Source organism: Salinispora sp. CH2A1_6 (genome assembly GCF_056820975.1).
Map to the genome: position 1 here is coordinate 21,213 of NZ_JBXEDG010000016.1, position 14,960 is coordinate 36,172.

Here is a 14,960-nt window from a genome sequence, read left to right on the forward strand (position 1 = left end):
TTCGTCTCTACACAGATGCGCGGGGTTGGGAAAGTCTCGGTCGGAGGGGTCACTCCTCGGCGGGTAGATCCGCCAGCGGGACGTCCAGACGGACCGCGTCGGTGACGGCCGCGATCTGGTCGGCGGGCACGTAGACCGCCCCGGTGCGGACCCGGTCGGTGGAGACCTTCAGGTAGCCCGAGTGGCGCAATCGGGCCGCCAGATCGGCCGGGACGTCCGGCTCCTCCACCGCGGTGGACTCGATCAACTCGTTCAGGCTGCTGCCCGGATCGGTGGTCGGTGCCTGCACGGTCACCGCGTTCGGGTCGTCCCGTTGGACCAGGTCCACGGTGCCGATCTCACTGCCGGCGACGTCAACCACCCGCATCCCGGTGGTGACCCGAGAGAGGACACGTTGCTCGTTCATGCTGGCGCCGTTCCCGGCCGCTCTGTGCGTTAAACACCGCCCCAGCCGCCCGGAGGTCGGGGGGAGAGCTCACGCCACGTGTCGGTGCCGTGGAGTAGCGCCCGGACCGTCTCTTCGGCCTCCTCGACGCTGCTGTACTCGTAGAACTGGGAGACCCCCTCCGAGCCGCCGGCGCGCTGTTCGACGTGCCACCGGTCGGCGTTGACGCGGAGGAAGACGTCGCGTCGGGCCAGCCGCCCCCACTTCCCGTTCCACCAGTGCTTTCGTTGCTCCATGACCAGGACTTTATCGAACACATGTACGAATAATGTCGGCGCCCGTGGGATTTCCACGGGTGTCGGTGTGCCTCGGGGTGGCCTAGGTCGGCGGCGGTGGCCTCAGGTAGGCGCCTGCTTCGATCGCCGCCCACTCCGGATCGCTGGCCCGGATGGCGTCAACCAGGCGGGAGTGGTCCACGTAGCGATCGGGGGTCAGGGTCTCACCCACGGTCGCGGCGACCGTGCTGTGCATCGCGGTGCCGATGGAGGCGTGTAGCTCGGCGAGGATGCCGTTGTGTGCTGCCGCGACGACGATGGTGTGCAGCATGCCGTCGGCTGCCACGAACTCGTCGACCCGTCCGCCGTGCCACGCGGACTCTCGGGCGGCGAGCGCGTCGGTGAGCGCCGCCAGGTCCTCGGTGGTGCGCCGCAGCGCAGCGAGTCGGGCGGCCTCCACCTCGAGGGCGCGCCGAACCTCGACCACCTCGGTCATCCGGTCGTCGGTGAGCCGGCGGGCCACCACCGGGGCCAGTTCATCAACCGACACCACGTACGTGCCGGAGCCCTGCCGGATCTCCAGCACTCCGGCGTGCGCCAGGGCGCGGACCGCCTCGCGAACGGTGTTGCGCCCCACACCGAGGTCCGCGACAAGTCGCGGCTCGGTTGGTATTCGGCTGCCGACCGGCCACTCGCCGCCGAGGATCCGGTCGCGGAGCTGGGCGATCGTCTCCTGGACCCGTTGGCCTCGTGGTGGGACGGCGGTGGTTTCGACCTCGGGTGGCACTGGTTACATCTCCTGCCGAAAATTCATCCCATGATTGTAGGTTCGGGGGCATGACCCCGCCACCGTCCGCGACGTCCACCAGGATGAGGCCGCGCCCGCCCCGCGAGAGCAACTTTCCGGAGGTGCCCGGCCGCCCTCGCCCGCAGGGCGCGGGCCCAGCGGAAACGGGTGCTCCGGGTGGCGTGGCCACGGAGAGCGCGCCGAGCGCCGCAGCCACGAAGGGCGCTCCGGATGACACGGCCACGGCTCTGGTCGGAGAGCGCCAGGTGGCGCGCCGAGCCGCGCTCGTGCTGGTCGGGATAGTTCTGGTCGGTGCGAACCTGCGGGTGGCGGTGACCAGCCTCGGTGCGCTGCTGGATGAGGTCCGTACCGGGCTCGGACTCTCCGGCGCCGCCGCTGGCCTGGTCACCACGCTGCCGACGATCGCGTTCGCCGGGCTCGGGGCGATCACCCCGTGGCTGGTCCGTCGGGTCGCACCGGCTCGGGTGCTGGTGGTGGCGATGGCGGTGCTCGCCGCTGGCCAGGTGCTTCGGGTGGCCACCGACTCGGCACTGGTCTTCGTCCTCACCAGCGCGCTGGCGTTGGCCGGGATCGCGGTGGCGAACATCCTCCTGCCCCTGCTGGTCAAGCAGTACTTCCCGCACCGCACCGGCCTGGCCACCGGGGCGTACACGATGGCCATGGCCGCGGGCACGACGGTCGCCGCCGCCAGCGCGGTGCCGATCGCGCAGGCCTTCGGCTCCTGGCGGGCCGGGCTCGGCGTCTGGGCCGGGCTGGCCGCGGTAGCCGTCCTCCCGTGGGTGCCGTTGGCGCGCCGGGCCCGCTCTGTTGCCCGGCGATCGACGCCGACCGATACCACCACCCGCGTTCGGGTGCGCCCGGCGCGCACCCGGCTCGGCTGGGCCATGGCCGTGTACTTCGGCACCCAGTCCCTCAGCGGGTACGCGATCATGGGCTGGCTGGCGCAGCTGTACCGGGACGCCGGGTTCCGCCCGGCTACGGCGGGCCTCCTGCTCGCCGGGGTCACCGCGCTGGGCGTGCCGGTCGCACTCCTGATGCCGACGTTGGCCGGTCGGCTGCGGACGCTGCGACCACTGGTGCTGTCGTTGGCCGCTGCCTCAACGCTGGCCTACCTGGGGCTGGCCCTGGCGCCGTACCGCGGCGCGTTGCTCTGGACGGCCCTGCTGGCCGTCGGGCAGGGCGCCTTCCCGTTGGTCCTCGCGACCATCGGGCTACGGGCGCGTACGGCGGAGGGAACGGTGGCGCTGTCGGCGTTCGCACAGAGCACCGGCTACCTCATCGCGGCGCTGGGGCCGCTGCTCGTCGGCGTCCTCTACGGGGCTACCGGTGGGTGGGTCGTGCCGGTCGGATTTTTAATCTTGGCGCTTGCGGTACAGACCAGCGCGGGCCTGGTCATCGCCCGTCCGCGTTACATCGAGGACGAGGGGTAGCGTCCCCGAGCCGGTGACGCGGGGGCGTCACGATGACGCCGCGGTGGGGTTGACGGCCTGCTCGACCGTCGGGTATGTCCGTAGCACCTCGACGAGCCCGCAGACCTCGAGGATGCGCAGCACCTCGCGCGGCGGGGCGGCCAGCCGTACGAATCCGCCCGCCTCGTCGCAGCTGTTCTTCGCGTGGATGAGGGTGGCCAGCCCGGTCGAGTCGCAGAACGAGACCTGCGTCAGGTCGAAGACCAGCCGGCTGCGGCCCCGGTCCAACAGGTCGGTGATGTGCTCCTGTAACCGTGGCGCGGTGGCCAGATCCAGCTCGCCGCCGACCGATATGACGGCGAACTCGCCGCGCTGTTGGGTGTGCACCGTCAACGACATCCGCCGGACCTCCTGCTACCAGAAAAACGGTATGTCACCAGGGGGTGTTACGCAGATCAGGAGGTTGATCACGGCCCTCGCCGACCTCCTGCTCACCCGGCGGCGAAGAGGCCGGTGGCGAGGGCGAACAGGGTGCCGGCGGCCGATGCGCAGCAGCAGCCCAGCACGGCGGCGACCACACCGAGGATTACCCAGACCCGTCGGTCCCGGGCGATCACGCGAAGGCCGGGGCGGGGCCGGCCGCCCATCGGTGGATCGTCGCCGCCGCTGGCGACCGGACGCTCGCTGCTCACGCCCCGGAAGTCTAGGCGGGATCACCACCGGGCAGGATCAGGTGATGGAGCTTGTGACTGTTGACGACATCTGGGGTGCGTCCGCCGATCTCACCGGCCAGGTCCTGCGTACCCCGCTGATGCGGGCCCCATGGGATGCGGAGCTGTGGCTCAAGGCGGAGAGCCTGCAGCCGGTCGGCTCCTTCAAACTGCGTGGCGCGACCCACGCGGTGGCCCGGCTCACCGCGGAGCAGCGGTCAGCCGGCGTGGTCACCCACTCCTCGGGCAACCACGGCCTGGCGTTGGCGCACGCGGCTACCGCCGCCGGTGTGCCGTGCCGAGTCGTCGTACCCGAGGGGGCGCCGGCGGTCAAGGTCGACCGGATCCGGGCGTACGGCGTCGAGGTGGTGCCGGTGCCACCGTCGCGCCGTGCACCGGCGGCGCAGCAGATCGCGACGGAGACCGGCGCGGTGCTGGTGCCGCCCTTCGACGACCGGCGGATCATCGCGGGCCAGGGCACGATCGGCCTGGAGATCGTGGCGGACCTACCCGATGTCGATGTGGTGCTGGTGCCGGTCGGCGGGGGTGGGTTGTCGTCCGGCGTCGCGACCGCGGTCCGGGCGCTTCGGCCGGCGGCGGCGGTCATCGGCGTGGAGCCGGAGTTGGCCGCCGACACCCGGGACTCGCTGGCGGCCGGGTCGGTGGTGTCGTGGGGCGAGGAGCGCACCTACCGGACCTGTGCCGACGGGCTGCGCCTGCCGCCGTCCGAGCTGACCCTCGCGCACCTGCTGGCGCGGCTGGACGGGATCGTGACCGTCACCGAGGACGAGATTCGGGCGGCGCTGAGCCGGCTGGTCCGCGACGCACGGCTCGTCGTGGAGCCGAGCGCCGCGGTGGCGGTCGCCGCCCGGCTGTTCCGCCGCGCCGAGCTACCCGCCGGGCGTACGGCTGCCGTCGTGACCGGTGGCAACGTGGAGCCGGCCGTGCTGGCCGCGGCGCTCGCCGACTAGCTCCCGGCGCGGCCGAGCTGGTCGAGCAGCCAGGCGTTGATGAAGGCCTCCTCCCGCCAGGCGTCGTACCGACCGCTCGGCCCGCCGTGCCCGGCGCCCATCTCGGTCTTGAGCAGGTAGTCGCCGCGCGGCGCGGTGGCCCGCAGTCGCGCGATCCACTTCGCCGGCTCGTGGTAGAGCACCCGGGTGTCGTTGAGGCTGGTCACCGCGAGGATCGCGGGATAGTCCACGGCGCGCACGTTCTCGTACGGCGTGTACGACTTCATGTACGCGTACACCTCGGGGTCGTCCAGCGGGTTGCCCCACTCCTCCCACTCGGTGACGGTCAACGGCAGCGACGGGTCGAGGATCGAGTTCAGCGCGTCAACGAAGGGAACCTGCGCCACGATTCCGGTGAACGCGTCCGGGGCGAGGTTGGCCACCGCGCCCATCAGCAGCCCGCCGGCGGAGGCGCCCCGGGCAACCAGCCGGTCGGTCGCGGTCCAGCCCGCCTTGACCAGATGCCGCGCGCCGGCCACGAAATCGGTGAAGGTGTTCTTCTTGGCCAGCAGCTTGCCCTGGTCGTACCAGCGCCGGCCCAGCTCGCCGCCGCCGCGGATGTGCGCCACGGCGAAGACGACACCCCGGTCCAGCAGGGAGAGCCGGGCGACCGAGAACCACGGGTCCATGCTCGCCTCGTAGGAGCCGTAGCCGTAGATGACGCACGGCGCGGAGCCGTCGCGCGGGGTGCCGGCCCGGCAGACCAATGAGATCGGCACCCGGGTGCCGTCGTCGGCGATCGCCCAGTCCCGGTGCTGCTCGTAGCCGGCCGGGTCGTACGGGCGGCCGTCCGGCCCGGGCAGCACCGGCCGCTGCCGGCGCTGAATCATCCGGCGGGTGGTCAGGTCGTAGTCGTACACCGAGTCCGGGGTGACCAGCGAGGTGTAGCGGAGCCGGAGCTGACCGGTGCGGTACTCCGGGTTGCTGTCCAGGCCGACGCTGTACAGCGGCTCGGGAAAGTCGATGTCGTGCGGGTCGCCGCCCCCGATCGGTAGCACCCGCAGCCCGGTCAGCCCGTGGGCGCGCAACGTGACCACCAGGTGGTTCTCGAACGCGTCGACCGCCTCCAGGCGGGTGCCGGGGGAGTGTTCGATGAGCGGCACCCAGTCGCCGGGGGCATCGGCCGAGGTGTACGCGAGGGCGAAGTCCTCGGCGCCGTCGTTGTGCAGGATCAGGAACCGGTGGCCGTGGTGCTCGACCGTGTACTCCACGCCCTGGCGGCGGGGGGCCACCGGGACCGGGGCGCCGGTCGGATTGCCGGCGGGGATGACCAGGATCTCGCTGGTCACCTTGCTGTGGATGTCGATGAGGAGGAACTTTTCGGAGCGGGTCAGCTCGACACCGACCCAGAACCGCTCGTCGTCCTCCTGGTAGACCACCACGTCCTCGCTGGCCGGGGTGCCCAGCGTGTGCCGCCAGACCCGGTTCGGCCGCCATGCGTCGTCAACGGTGACATAGAAGAGCACCGAGGCGTCGGCGGACCAGGCCGTACCGTAGAACGTGCCGGGCACCTCGTCGGGCAGCAGTTCCCCGGTGCTGAGGTCCTTGACCCGGAGCGTGTACCGCTCGTCGCCGGAGAAGTCGGTCGAGTACGCCAGCCAACGCCCGTCCGGGCTCACGTCGAAGGCCCCGAGCGCGAAGAAGTCGTGCCCTGCGGCGAGCACGTTGCCGTCGAGCAGCACCTCCTCGTCGGCCAGGGGGGCACCGTCGCGGCTGACCGGCGGGTCGGTATCGCCGGGGTGGACGACCCGGCGGCAGTGCACCCCGTACTGCTGCCCCTCGACCGTGCGGGTGTAGTACCAGTGGCCGCCCTTGCGGGTGGGCACCGACAGGTCGGTCTCCTGGGTCCGCCGGCGGATCTCCTCGAACAGCTGCTCGCGCAGGTCCGCGAGGTGGGCGGTCCGGGCCTCGGTGTAGGCGTTCTCGGTGGTGAGGTAGGCGATCGTGGCGGGATCGTCCTTGTCGGCGAGCCAGGCGTACTCGTCGGTGACGGTATCGCCGTGGTGGGTTCGCTCGGTCGGCATCCGCGTGGCGACGGGCGCTGGGGTCTCGGTGGTCACGGCGCTACGTTACCGGCCGGGCCGCCCCGCCACCCTCCTGCCGATGATGTAGCCGACGGCGCCCCGCGCCTCGGCGACCATCTGCTTGGGACGGCCGGGGTCGAGGTGCATCGGGTTGCCGGGCTGCCGCTGCAGCAGCGTCATTGTGGCGCAGCGGGAATGCGGTCGCTCGTTCGACGCAAGGGCGACAGGATGGCCGCGACCATGGTGATCGGGTATGGGGGCGTCGGTGAGCGTGTCGCTGGGGACGACGTTGCGGCGGTGGCTGCGTAATGTGAGTGTCGGCTCGAGCGAGTTGCCTGAACGTGACTATCTGCCTGAGCTGCTGCCCGTCGAATGGCTGCGTGCTGGGGTTGGCGGGTTCGATCGAAGTGTGAGTCCAGCGGAGTTTTCTGCTGGGTTGCTGGCGGTGGCCCGCGATGGCGAGCCGGGTATGCGGGCCGCGACTGTGGATGTGCTTGGTTCCGCTGAGGCGCGGTGGTGGTTGGCGGTGGATGGAGCGTTACGGGAGCAGTGGTGGTCGGCGCCACGCTGGTCGCGGATCCTCGCGGCGGATCTGGCTGACGGTGAGGTGGAGCTACTGCACTTGGTGTTAGCGGGCTGCCACCGTGACGGGCGGATCCGCGAGGCGGCGGTCGTTCACCTGGCTGATTACGCGCACCCGGCGGCGCTGGCGGTGCTGGCGCTTCGGACGGTCGACTGGGTCGCTGAGGTGCGTCAACGGGCAAGGAGTGCGGTGCAGGGTTGGCTTTCGTCATCGCAGGGGTCGTTGGCCCAGCTGGCGGAGATGGCGTTCGCCCTGCGCGGTCGGGGTGAGGGCGCGTGGCTGGCCGAGCGCGTCGAGGGTGTCCTGTGGGACCTGCCGTTGGATGGCTTGGAGCCGTTGCTGATAGCGCGGGATCGCCGGACCCGGCGGGCGGCGTACCGCGCTGCGACAACCCGGGGCCTGTTGAGTTTGCGCCGGTTGACAACGGTCGCGATGAAAGACGACGACGTGCTGATTCGGGCCCTGTGTGCCCGGGCTGCCGTGGAGTCCGCGACGAGTCCGGCTCAACTGCGCGGGCTGTTTGTCAGCCGTACTGCGCTGGTGCGGGCTGAGGCGCTGCAGGCCGTGACCGCGGTCGGTGATCTGGGGGCGGCTGAGGCGGCGCTGCCTGATCGGCATCCCCTGGTGCGGGCCATCGCGCAGGCCGTGCTCCGCCGCAGCGGCGCGGATCCAGCAGAGTCTTATCGCCTGCTCGCTGTGGGGGAGTCACCGGCGCCGGGGGCGATTGCCGGGCTGGGCGAGACCGGTGACGCCGAGGACGCCGGCCTGGTTCGGCGATGGCTGGCGCATCCACGTTCGCGTGGTCGGGTCGAAGCGGTCCGAGCGTTGCGTCGCCTCAGCGTGACCCCGTCGGCTGAACTGGTACCGCTGCTGCGCGACGAGTCTGGAGCGGTGACCCGCCAGGTGGTGGTTGCCCTGCGGCACGACCTCGGCATTCTTGATCCGGGAATGCTGCAGGCCCTGCTCGGTCCGGGCAACCCGCCGCATGTCCGGTTCGCGGGCTACCGGCTTCTGACGGCGGGGAACGCCTGGCAACGGCTGATCACCAACCTGCGGCTGATCGCTGATCCCGACGACCGGTTGCGTGGCAGCGCGCGGGCGGACCTCACCGGGTGGCTCGATCGGCAGGCGGCTACGACCTACCACGGGCCGTCCCGCGAGCGTGCGGCCGAACTCGACAAGCTGATCGAGCGTGCTCGCCCGATCCTGGGCGAGCACAAGGTCCGGTTGCTGCGGTTCCACGCCGGCCTGCCCCTGCAGGCGGCGCTGTGACCAGCGGCGACGTGCCTCGTCCGCTCAGCGACATTGGTGGCCATCGGGGACCGGCGCCGTGGTGACGAGGAACTGGCGCGGTGCCGCGGCTAGCTGGCGTCATTGCGCAGGACCAGGATCGCGATGTCGTCCCGGGGCGTCTCGGTGGAGAACCCGAGCGCGGTCGAGCGCAGCCGTGCCGCCACCACGTCCGCCGAGTAGCCGGCGAGCGGCGCCGTCGCCTCCCGGAGCCGGTCCACCCCGAAGAGCTCCCGCCCGCGCCGCCGCTCGGTGACCCCGTCGGTGTAGAAGATCAGTGCCTCGCCGGGCTCCAGGGTGAGCTCGGTGGCCGGCGAGGAGATCGAGTCGAGTAGCCCGAGCGCGGTGCCGCCGGTGCCGACGAACCCGGCCGTACCGGCGGCCGTCAGCAGCACCGGCCGGTCGTGCCCGGCGAGGTGCAGGCTGACCTCCAGGTGGTTACCCGCCTCCAGTTGGTTACCCGCACCCGGTCCAACCGCGGCCAGGGCCAGGGTGCAGTAGCGCCCGCCGCCCCGCTCGACCAGCGTCTCGTTGAGCCGGATCAGCGTCTCCGACAGTGGCTTGCCGTCCCTGATCAGGGTCCGGATGACGTCCCGGACCAGGCCGGTGAGGGCGGCCGCCTGCACTCCCTTGCCGGAGACGTCACCGATCACCACCAGCCACCGCCCGTCCGGCAGCGGCAGTACGTCGTAGAAGTCGCCGCCGACGTCCGCGTCGTCCCCGGTCGGGACGTACTCCGCGGCGAAGCCGATCCCCGCCACCACCGGCAGTACGGGCGGCAGCAGCGACTGCTGGAGTGCCTGGGCGACCCGGCGGCGCTCGGCGTGGATGCGCGCGTTCTCGATCGCCAGCGCCGCGCGCCGAGCCACATCCTCGAGTACGGCGACCTCGTCCGGGTCGTGCCGGTGCCGTTGGTGCCGGCCAACAGCGAGGGTGCCGAGCCGCTGGCCCCGGGCGATCAGCGGGACGGCGAAGCCCTCGGTCGGCGCGCCGAGCGGGAGCTGGGTGCCGTTGCGGGAGGCCTCCCGCAGTCGGGACTGGACCGAATCCGGCCCGGTCTCCGCCAGTACCGCGTGTAGCTGGGGCAGCATCGACTCGTCCGCGTGGCTGGCCGCCGCCAGGCGCAGCCGCCCCCACTCATCGCTGGTGTGCACCGCGCACCACTGCCCCAGGCGGGGCACCACGAGCTGCGGGATGAGCGCCATGGTCAACTCGACGTCGAGCGACTGGGCGAGTAGCTCACTCGCCTCGGCGAGGAAGGTCAGCCAGGCCTGCCGGCGCAGGTCGGCCCGGTGTAGTCGGTCGTTCTCCAGGTGCAGCGAGAGCCGCTCGGCCATCAACGCCGCCAGCGGGTGGGCGTACGCGGACGGTGCCGCGTCCAGCTCCAACTCGCCGACGTACGGCCGGTGCACGGTCAGCGGCACCCGTACCAGGTCATGGTCGACCCGGAGCTGCCGGCCGTAGCGGGCCAGTAGCTGCGGGCCCTGCCCGTCGCCCCGGTCCAGCCGGACCAGGCCGCCGGCCGCGCCGACCATCTCGGCCACCCGGGTCAACAGGCTGGTCGCGAAGTCTGGCAGGGAGTCCTCCGCGTACGGGTCGGGCGCGGTTTGCATCAGCTCACTCATCGCCGCGGCGCTCGGCGTGAAGCTGCCCTCGCTGGCGGCTTGGTCGCCGGCCACCGCCGCGGCCGACGCGCCGTTGACCGGCGACCGGCCGGGGCGATCGAGAGAGTCGGGCCGGTCGAGCCGGAACCAGACACCCTTACCGGCGGGCAGGTACGTGGTGCCCCAGCGGCTGGCGAAGTGGTCAACCAGGAGCAGGCCCCGGCCCCGTTCGGCGATGTCGGCGATGTCGCTGCTCTCGTTGCGAACGCCGATGGTCAGCTCCTCGACCGGGCCGCGGGCGAAGTCGGAGACGGTGACGGTGAGACCCCTTCGGTCGGCGACCACCTCGAGGTCCAAGTCGGTGCGGGCGTGCTCCACCGCGTTGGTGGAGAGTTCGGTGGTGAGTAGGAGCGCCTCGTTGGTCAGCTCCGCCAGGTCCGCCTCGGCGAGCAGGGACCGGACGAGTGCCCGCGCCGCGGCGGGGGTCCGGGGGTCGGCGGGGAGCCGGACTCGCCGGACGTACTCGTCTCGGCCTCCGGTCGGCGCGGGCCCCCTCTCCGCTGACACCCCCGTATCCTCCACCGCTGCCCTGGTGGGCGCCAACCGGACCCAGCGGCGAGCCGACGTCGGTCGGCCCCGAGCCGGTGCCAGCTCACGTCGCGTCGGTCTGGCGGGTAGCGGTGGTGGGCACAATAGTGGGATGTCCGGCCTGCCGGCGGCAGGCGGCACCAGAGTGAACGCGGCCCCCGACGTGAGCGAGGAATGATGACCACGGCGAAGCAGCCGGCGGTGGAGCTGTCCGCGCCGGAACCCGATGCGGTCCTCATCGAGCTGACCGAGGCGCTGCGGCGCGTTCGCCAGGGCGATCTCAAGGTTCGGCTGCCGCACCGGTCGGGCCGGGCGGGCGAGGTGGCGGACGCCTTCAACGAGGTGGTGTCGCTCCAGGAACGGCAGTACCACGATCTGCGCCGGATCAGCCGGATCGTGGGCCGGGACGGGCGGCTCGCCGAGCGCCTCGACGACGAGGACCTTGATGGTTCCTGGGCGGAGGGGCCGCAGGCGGTCAACTCGCTCATCGAGGACCTTGGGCGCCCGACCATCGAGCTCGCTCGGGTCATCGCGGCGGTCGCCAAGGGCGATCTTTCCCAGCACGTGGCGCTGGAGCTGGATGACCGCCCGCTGCGTGGGGAGTACCTGCGGATCGGGCGCACGGTGAACACCGTGGTGGACCAGTTGTCGTCCGTCGCCGACGAGGTGACCCGGGTGGCGCAGGAGGTGGGCGTCGAGGGGAAGTTGGGTGGTCAGGCTGACGTCCGGGGCGCCGCCGGCACCTGGAAGGACCTCGTGGACTCGGTGAACACCATGGGAGCGAACCTGACCGCACAGGTCCGCAACATTTCGCAGGTGTCGACGGCGGTGGCGACGGGTGATCTGGGGCAGAAGATCACGGTTGACGCGCAGGGCGAGATTCTGGAGCTGAAGAACACTGTCAATACGATGGTGGATCAGTTGTCGTCGTTTGCCGACGAGGTGACCCGGGTGGCCCGGGAGGTGGGTACCGAGGGGAAGCTGGGTGGTCAGGCCCAGGTGAAGGGCGTCGCCGGGACGTGGCGGGACCTCACCGAGAACGTCAACCAGCTCGCCGGCAACCTGACCAGCCAGGTCCGCAACATCTCGCAGGTGTCGACGGCGGTTGCCCGGGGTGATCTGGGGCAGAAGATCACGGTTGACGCGCAGGGCGAGATTCTGGAGCTGAAGAACACTGTCAATACGATGGTGGATCAGTTGTCGTCGTTTGCCGACGAGGTGACCCGGGTGGCCCGGGAGGTGGGTACCGAGGGGAAGCTGGGTGGTCAGGCCCAGGTGAAGGGCGTCGCCGGGACGTGGCGGGACCTCACCGAGAACGTCAACCAGCTCGCCGGCAACCTGACCAGCCAGGTCCGCAACATCTCGCAGGTGTCGACGGCGGTTGCCCGGGGTGATCTGGGGCAGAAGATCACGGTTGACGCGCAGGGCGAGATTCTGGAGCTGAAGAACACTGTCAATACGATGGTGGATCAGTTGTCGTCGTTTGCCGACGAGGTGACCCGGGTGGCCCGGGAGGTGGGTACCGAGGGGAAGCTGGGTGGTCAGGCCCAGGTGAAGGGCGTCGCCGGGACGTGGCGGGACCTCACCGAGAATGTCAACCAGCTCGCCTCCACCCTGACCATTCAGCTGCGCGCCATCGCCGAGGTTTCCACGTCGGTGACCCGCGGCGACCTGACCCAGCAGATCGCGGTCGAGGCGCAGGGGGAGGTCGCCGAGCTTACCGACAACATCAATCAGATGATCGGGACTCTCCGGGAGACGACCACGGTGAACTCCGAGCAGGGCTGGCTGGACTCCAACCTGGCCCGGATCGGTGGGTTGCTGCAGGGGCAGCGGGACCTCGGTGAGGTCTGCCGCATGATCATGATGGAGGTGACTCCGCTGGTGGACGCGCAGCTCGGCGCGTTCTTCCTGGTGGATGACGTCGAGGGGAACCTCCGGCTGCGGCTCACGGCCTCGTACGGCTACGTGGCTCGGGGACAGGACGTGACGTTCGGCCCCGGAGAGGGCCTGGTCGGCCAGGTGGCGCTGTCCCGGCGCACGATCCGGGTTACCGGGTCGGCGGACAACCGGCTCCGGCTCCGCTCCGGCCTCGCGGACACTCCACCGGCTGATCTGGTGGTGCTACCGGTCATCTTCGAGGGTGAGCTGCTCGGCGTGATCGAGTTTGCCAGCGTGACACCCCTCTCCGACCTGTACCTCTCCTTCCTGGAACGGCTCGTCCTCACCATCGGCGTCGCGGTCAACACCATCCAGGCGAACCGGCGTACCGAGGAGCTGCTCGCCCAGTCGCAGCGGCTGGCCCACGAGCTGCAGGAGCAGTCGGCCGAACTCCAGCGGACGAATGCGGAACTGGAGGAGAAGGCGAAGCTCCTCTTCGAGCAGAAGGGCAACATCGAGACCAAGAACCGGGAGGTCGAGCTGGCCCGGCTGGGCCTGGAGGAGACGGCGCAGCAGCTCACCCGCGCCTCGGCGTACAAGTCGGAGTTCCTGGCCAACATGAGCCATGAGCTGCGGACGCCGCTGAACTCGTTGTTGCTGCTGGCCCGGCTGCTGGTCCAGAACCCGGAGCAGAACCTCAGTCCGAAGCAGATCGAGTTCGCCCGGACGATCCACAACGCCGGCACCGAACTGCTCTCGCTGATCGACGACATTCTGGACCTGTCCAAGATCGAGGCTGGTCGGACGGATGTCGAACCGACCGAGATTCAGTTCACCGAGGTCCGCGGCTATGTCGAGCAGGCGTTCGTCCCGCAGGCGGAGGAGAAGGGTCTCACCTTCGAGGTCCAGGTCAGCCCGGAGTTGCCGAAGGAGATCGTCACCGACGTACAGCTGCTGCAGCAGATCCTGCGGAACCTACTCTCCAACGCGGTGAAGTTCACCGACGCCGGGGCGGTGCGGTTGGGTATCGGCCCCGTGCCGGAGTCGGCTGTCTTCGACGTGCCGGCGTTGACCAACGCGCGGCAGGTGGTCGCCTTCACCGTCACGGACACCGGGATCGGCATCTCCGACGACAAGCTGTCGATCATCTTTGAGGCGTTCCAGCAGGCTGACGGGACAACCAGCCGCCGGTACGGGGGGACCGGCCTGGGGCTGTCGATCAGTCGGGATCTGGCCCGGCTGCTGGGTGGCGCGATCGGTGTCTCGTCGGTGCCCGGGCAGGGTTCGACCTTCACCCTCTTCCTCCCCGACGTCCTGGCCCCGGACGCGGTCGTGGCGCCGGCGCCGCCCTCACCCGCGCGAGCCGGTCTCCCGTCGTCGTTACTGATGCCCGCCGTGGAGCTGCTGCCCACCACCGTTGAGGCGACGGTGACCCGCCAGCTGGCCGGCGCCACCGTACTGATCGTGGACGACGACGTGCGTACCGTGTTCGCCCTGACCAGCGCCCTGGAGTTGCACGGGATGACCGTGCTGTACGCGGACAACGGGGCCGACGGCGTACGTCTGCTGGCCGAGCATCCGGAGGCGGACATCGTGCTGATGGATGCCATGATCCCCGATCAGGACGGATACGAGACGACGCGGCAGATCCGGCGTAACCACCGCTTCGCCGACCTCCCGATCGTCTTCCTGACCGCGAAGGCGATGCCCGGTGATCGGGAGTCCGCGCTCGCGGCCGGGGGCAGCGGATATATCACCAAGCCCGTTGATCTGGATGAGTTGATCGAGCTCATCTCGTCCTGGGTCAGCGGAGGCCGGAGCGAGGAGAGCCGATGACGCAGATGGCGAAGGCGCTGCTGGTGGATGATCGTCGGGAGAACCTGACGGCTCTGGAGGCGATCCTGCAGGGGCTTCAGGTCCAGTCGGTGGCCGTGGAGAGCGGCGAGGCGGCGCTGAAGCGGCTCCTCGTTGACGACTTCGCGGTGATCCTCCTGGACGCCCAGATGCCCGAGATGGACGGCTTTGAGACGGCGAGTCACATCAAGCGGCGGGAACGAACCCGACATGTACCGATCATCTTCCTCACCTCCGCGGACCAGGACGCCCAGCTGGCCATGCGCGGGTACGCCGCCGGCGCGGTGGACCACCTCACCAAGCCATTCGACCCGTGGGTGCTGCGGGCCAAGGTGTCGGTCTTCGTCGACCTGTGGGTGAAGACCGGGCAGCTCACCGCTCAGTCGGCCCTGCTTCAGGAGCGGGAGACCCAGCGGCGGCTGCTGACCGACGCCATTGACGAGGCCACCGCGCTGCTTCGCGCCGAGACCGACCCGACGGCGGTGCAGCGCGCGATCGGCCTGCTGGAACAGGCTCGCTGGGGCAACCCCGGCTGAGAA

Annotated in this window: 13 protein-coding genes; 5 read left to right on the plus strand and 8 right to left on the minus strand. The window is 70.6% G+C overall.

Annotated features, from left to right (window positions below):
* Positions 1-49 precede the first annotated feature (49 nt).
* From AC1UKG_RS20990 to AC1UKG_RS21000, 3 genes are all read right to left on the minus strand, one after another.
* Positions 50-406 (minus strand): hypothetical protein, encoded by a 357-nt coding sequence (locus tag AC1UKG_RS20990; protein ID WP_018743777.1) that lies wholly within the window; start codon positions 404-406, stop codon positions 50-52.
* 29 nt (positions 407-435) lie between these two features.
* Positions 436-681: a hypothetical protein gene (locus tag AC1UKG_RS20995; protein WP_018743778.1), complete on the minus strand. Its 246-nt coding sequence runs from the start codon at positions 679-681 to the stop codon at positions 436-438.
* Between the two features lie 82 nt (positions 682-763).
* Positions 764-1,447, minus strand: coding sequence for an FCD domain-containing protein (locus AC1UKG_RS21000; RefSeq protein WP_018743779.1), 684 nt, complete (start codon positions 1,445-1,447; stop codon positions 764-766).
* Positions 1,448-1,629: 182 nt separating this feature from the next.
* Between AC1UKG_RS21000 and AC1UKG_RS21005 the strand changes: the two genes are divergently transcribed.
* Positions 1,630-2,898 (plus strand): CynX/NimT family MFS transporter, encoded by a 1,269-nt coding sequence (locus AC1UKG_RS21005; protein WP_196234128.1) that lies wholly within the window; start codon positions 1,630-1,632, stop codon positions 2,896-2,898.
* A gap of 27 nt (positions 2,899-2,925) precedes the next feature.
* Here AC1UKG_RS21005 and AC1UKG_RS21010 read toward each other — a convergent pair whose 3' ends face one another.
* Both AC1UKG_RS21010 and AC1UKG_RS21015 read right to left on the minus strand, forming a co-directional pair.
* Positions 2,926-3,276, minus strand: a complete 351-nt coding sequence (locus AC1UKG_RS21010; RefSeq protein ID WP_018743781.1) for an STAS domain-containing protein — start codon at positions 3,274-3,276, stop codon at positions 2,926-2,928.
* A 92-nt stretch (positions 3,277-3,368) separates the two neighbouring features.
* Positions 3,369-3,569 carry a hypothetical protein gene (locus AC1UKG_RS21015; protein WP_029125092.1) on the minus strand — a complete coding sequence of 67 codons (201 nt, stop codon included), beginning with the start codon at positions 3,567-3,569 and terminating at the stop codon, positions 3,369-3,371.
* A 44-nt stretch (positions 3,570-3,613) separates the two neighbouring features.
* Here AC1UKG_RS21015 and AC1UKG_RS21020 point away from each other — a divergent pair, with 44 nt between their 5' ends.
* Positions 3,614-4,558: a pyridoxal-phosphate dependent enzyme gene (locus tag AC1UKG_RS21020; RefSeq protein WP_018814420.1), complete on the plus strand. Its 945-nt coding sequence runs from the start codon at positions 3,614-3,616 to the stop codon at positions 4,556-4,558.
* Here the strand turns inward: AC1UKG_RS21020 and AC1UKG_RS21025 are convergent.
* Both AC1UKG_RS21025 and AC1UKG_RS21030 read right to left on the minus strand, forming a co-directional pair.
* A complete protein-coding gene (locus AC1UKG_RS21025; protein WP_018743784.1) occupies positions 4,555-6,657 on the minus strand; it encodes a S9 family peptidase in 2,103 nt (700 codons plus the stop codon). The two genes, AC1UKG_RS21020 and AC1UKG_RS21025, sit on opposite strands and share 4 nt — an antisense overlap.
* 9 nt (positions 6,658-6,666) lie before the next feature.
* Positions 6,667-6,801, minus strand: a complete 135-nt coding sequence (locus AC1UKG_RS21030) for a hypothetical protein (protein WP_018743785.1) — start codon at positions 6,799-6,801, stop codon at positions 6,667-6,669.
* 85 nt (positions 6,802-6,886) lie between these two features.
* On the opposite strand from AC1UKG_RS21030, the gene AC1UKG_RS21035 reads away from it, so the two are divergent.
* Positions 6,887-8,476, plus strand: coding sequence for a hypothetical protein (locus tag AC1UKG_RS21035; protein WP_482643143.1), 1,590 nt, complete (start codon positions 6,887-6,889; stop codon positions 8,474-8,476).
* Positions 8,477-8,565: 89 nt separating this feature from the next.
* On the opposite strand, the gene AC1UKG_RS21040 is transcribed toward AC1UKG_RS21035, so the two are convergent.
* A complete protein-coding gene (locus tag AC1UKG_RS21040; RefSeq protein WP_482643142.1) occupies positions 8,566-10,665 on the minus strand; it encodes a SpoIIE family protein phosphatase in 2,100 nt (699 codons plus the stop codon).
* A 198-nt stretch (positions 10,666-10,863) separates the two neighbouring features.
* Between AC1UKG_RS21040 and AC1UKG_RS21045 the strand changes: the two genes are divergently transcribed.
* Together AC1UKG_RS21045 and AC1UKG_RS21050 are read left to right on the plus strand one after the other, a co-directional pair.
* Positions 10,864-14,403: a HAMP domain-containing protein gene (locus AC1UKG_RS21045; RefSeq protein ID WP_482643224.1), complete on the plus strand. Its 3,540-nt coding sequence runs from the start codon at positions 10,864-10,866 to the stop codon at positions 14,401-14,403.
* Entirely contained in the window at positions 14,400-14,957 is a 558-nt protein-coding gene (locus AC1UKG_RS21050; RefSeq protein ID WP_018814418.1) for a response regulator, read from the plus strand. The genes AC1UKG_RS21045 and AC1UKG_RS21050 overlap by 4 nt, the downstream gene beginning before the upstream one ends.
* Positions 14,958-14,960: the final 3 nt, after the last annotated feature.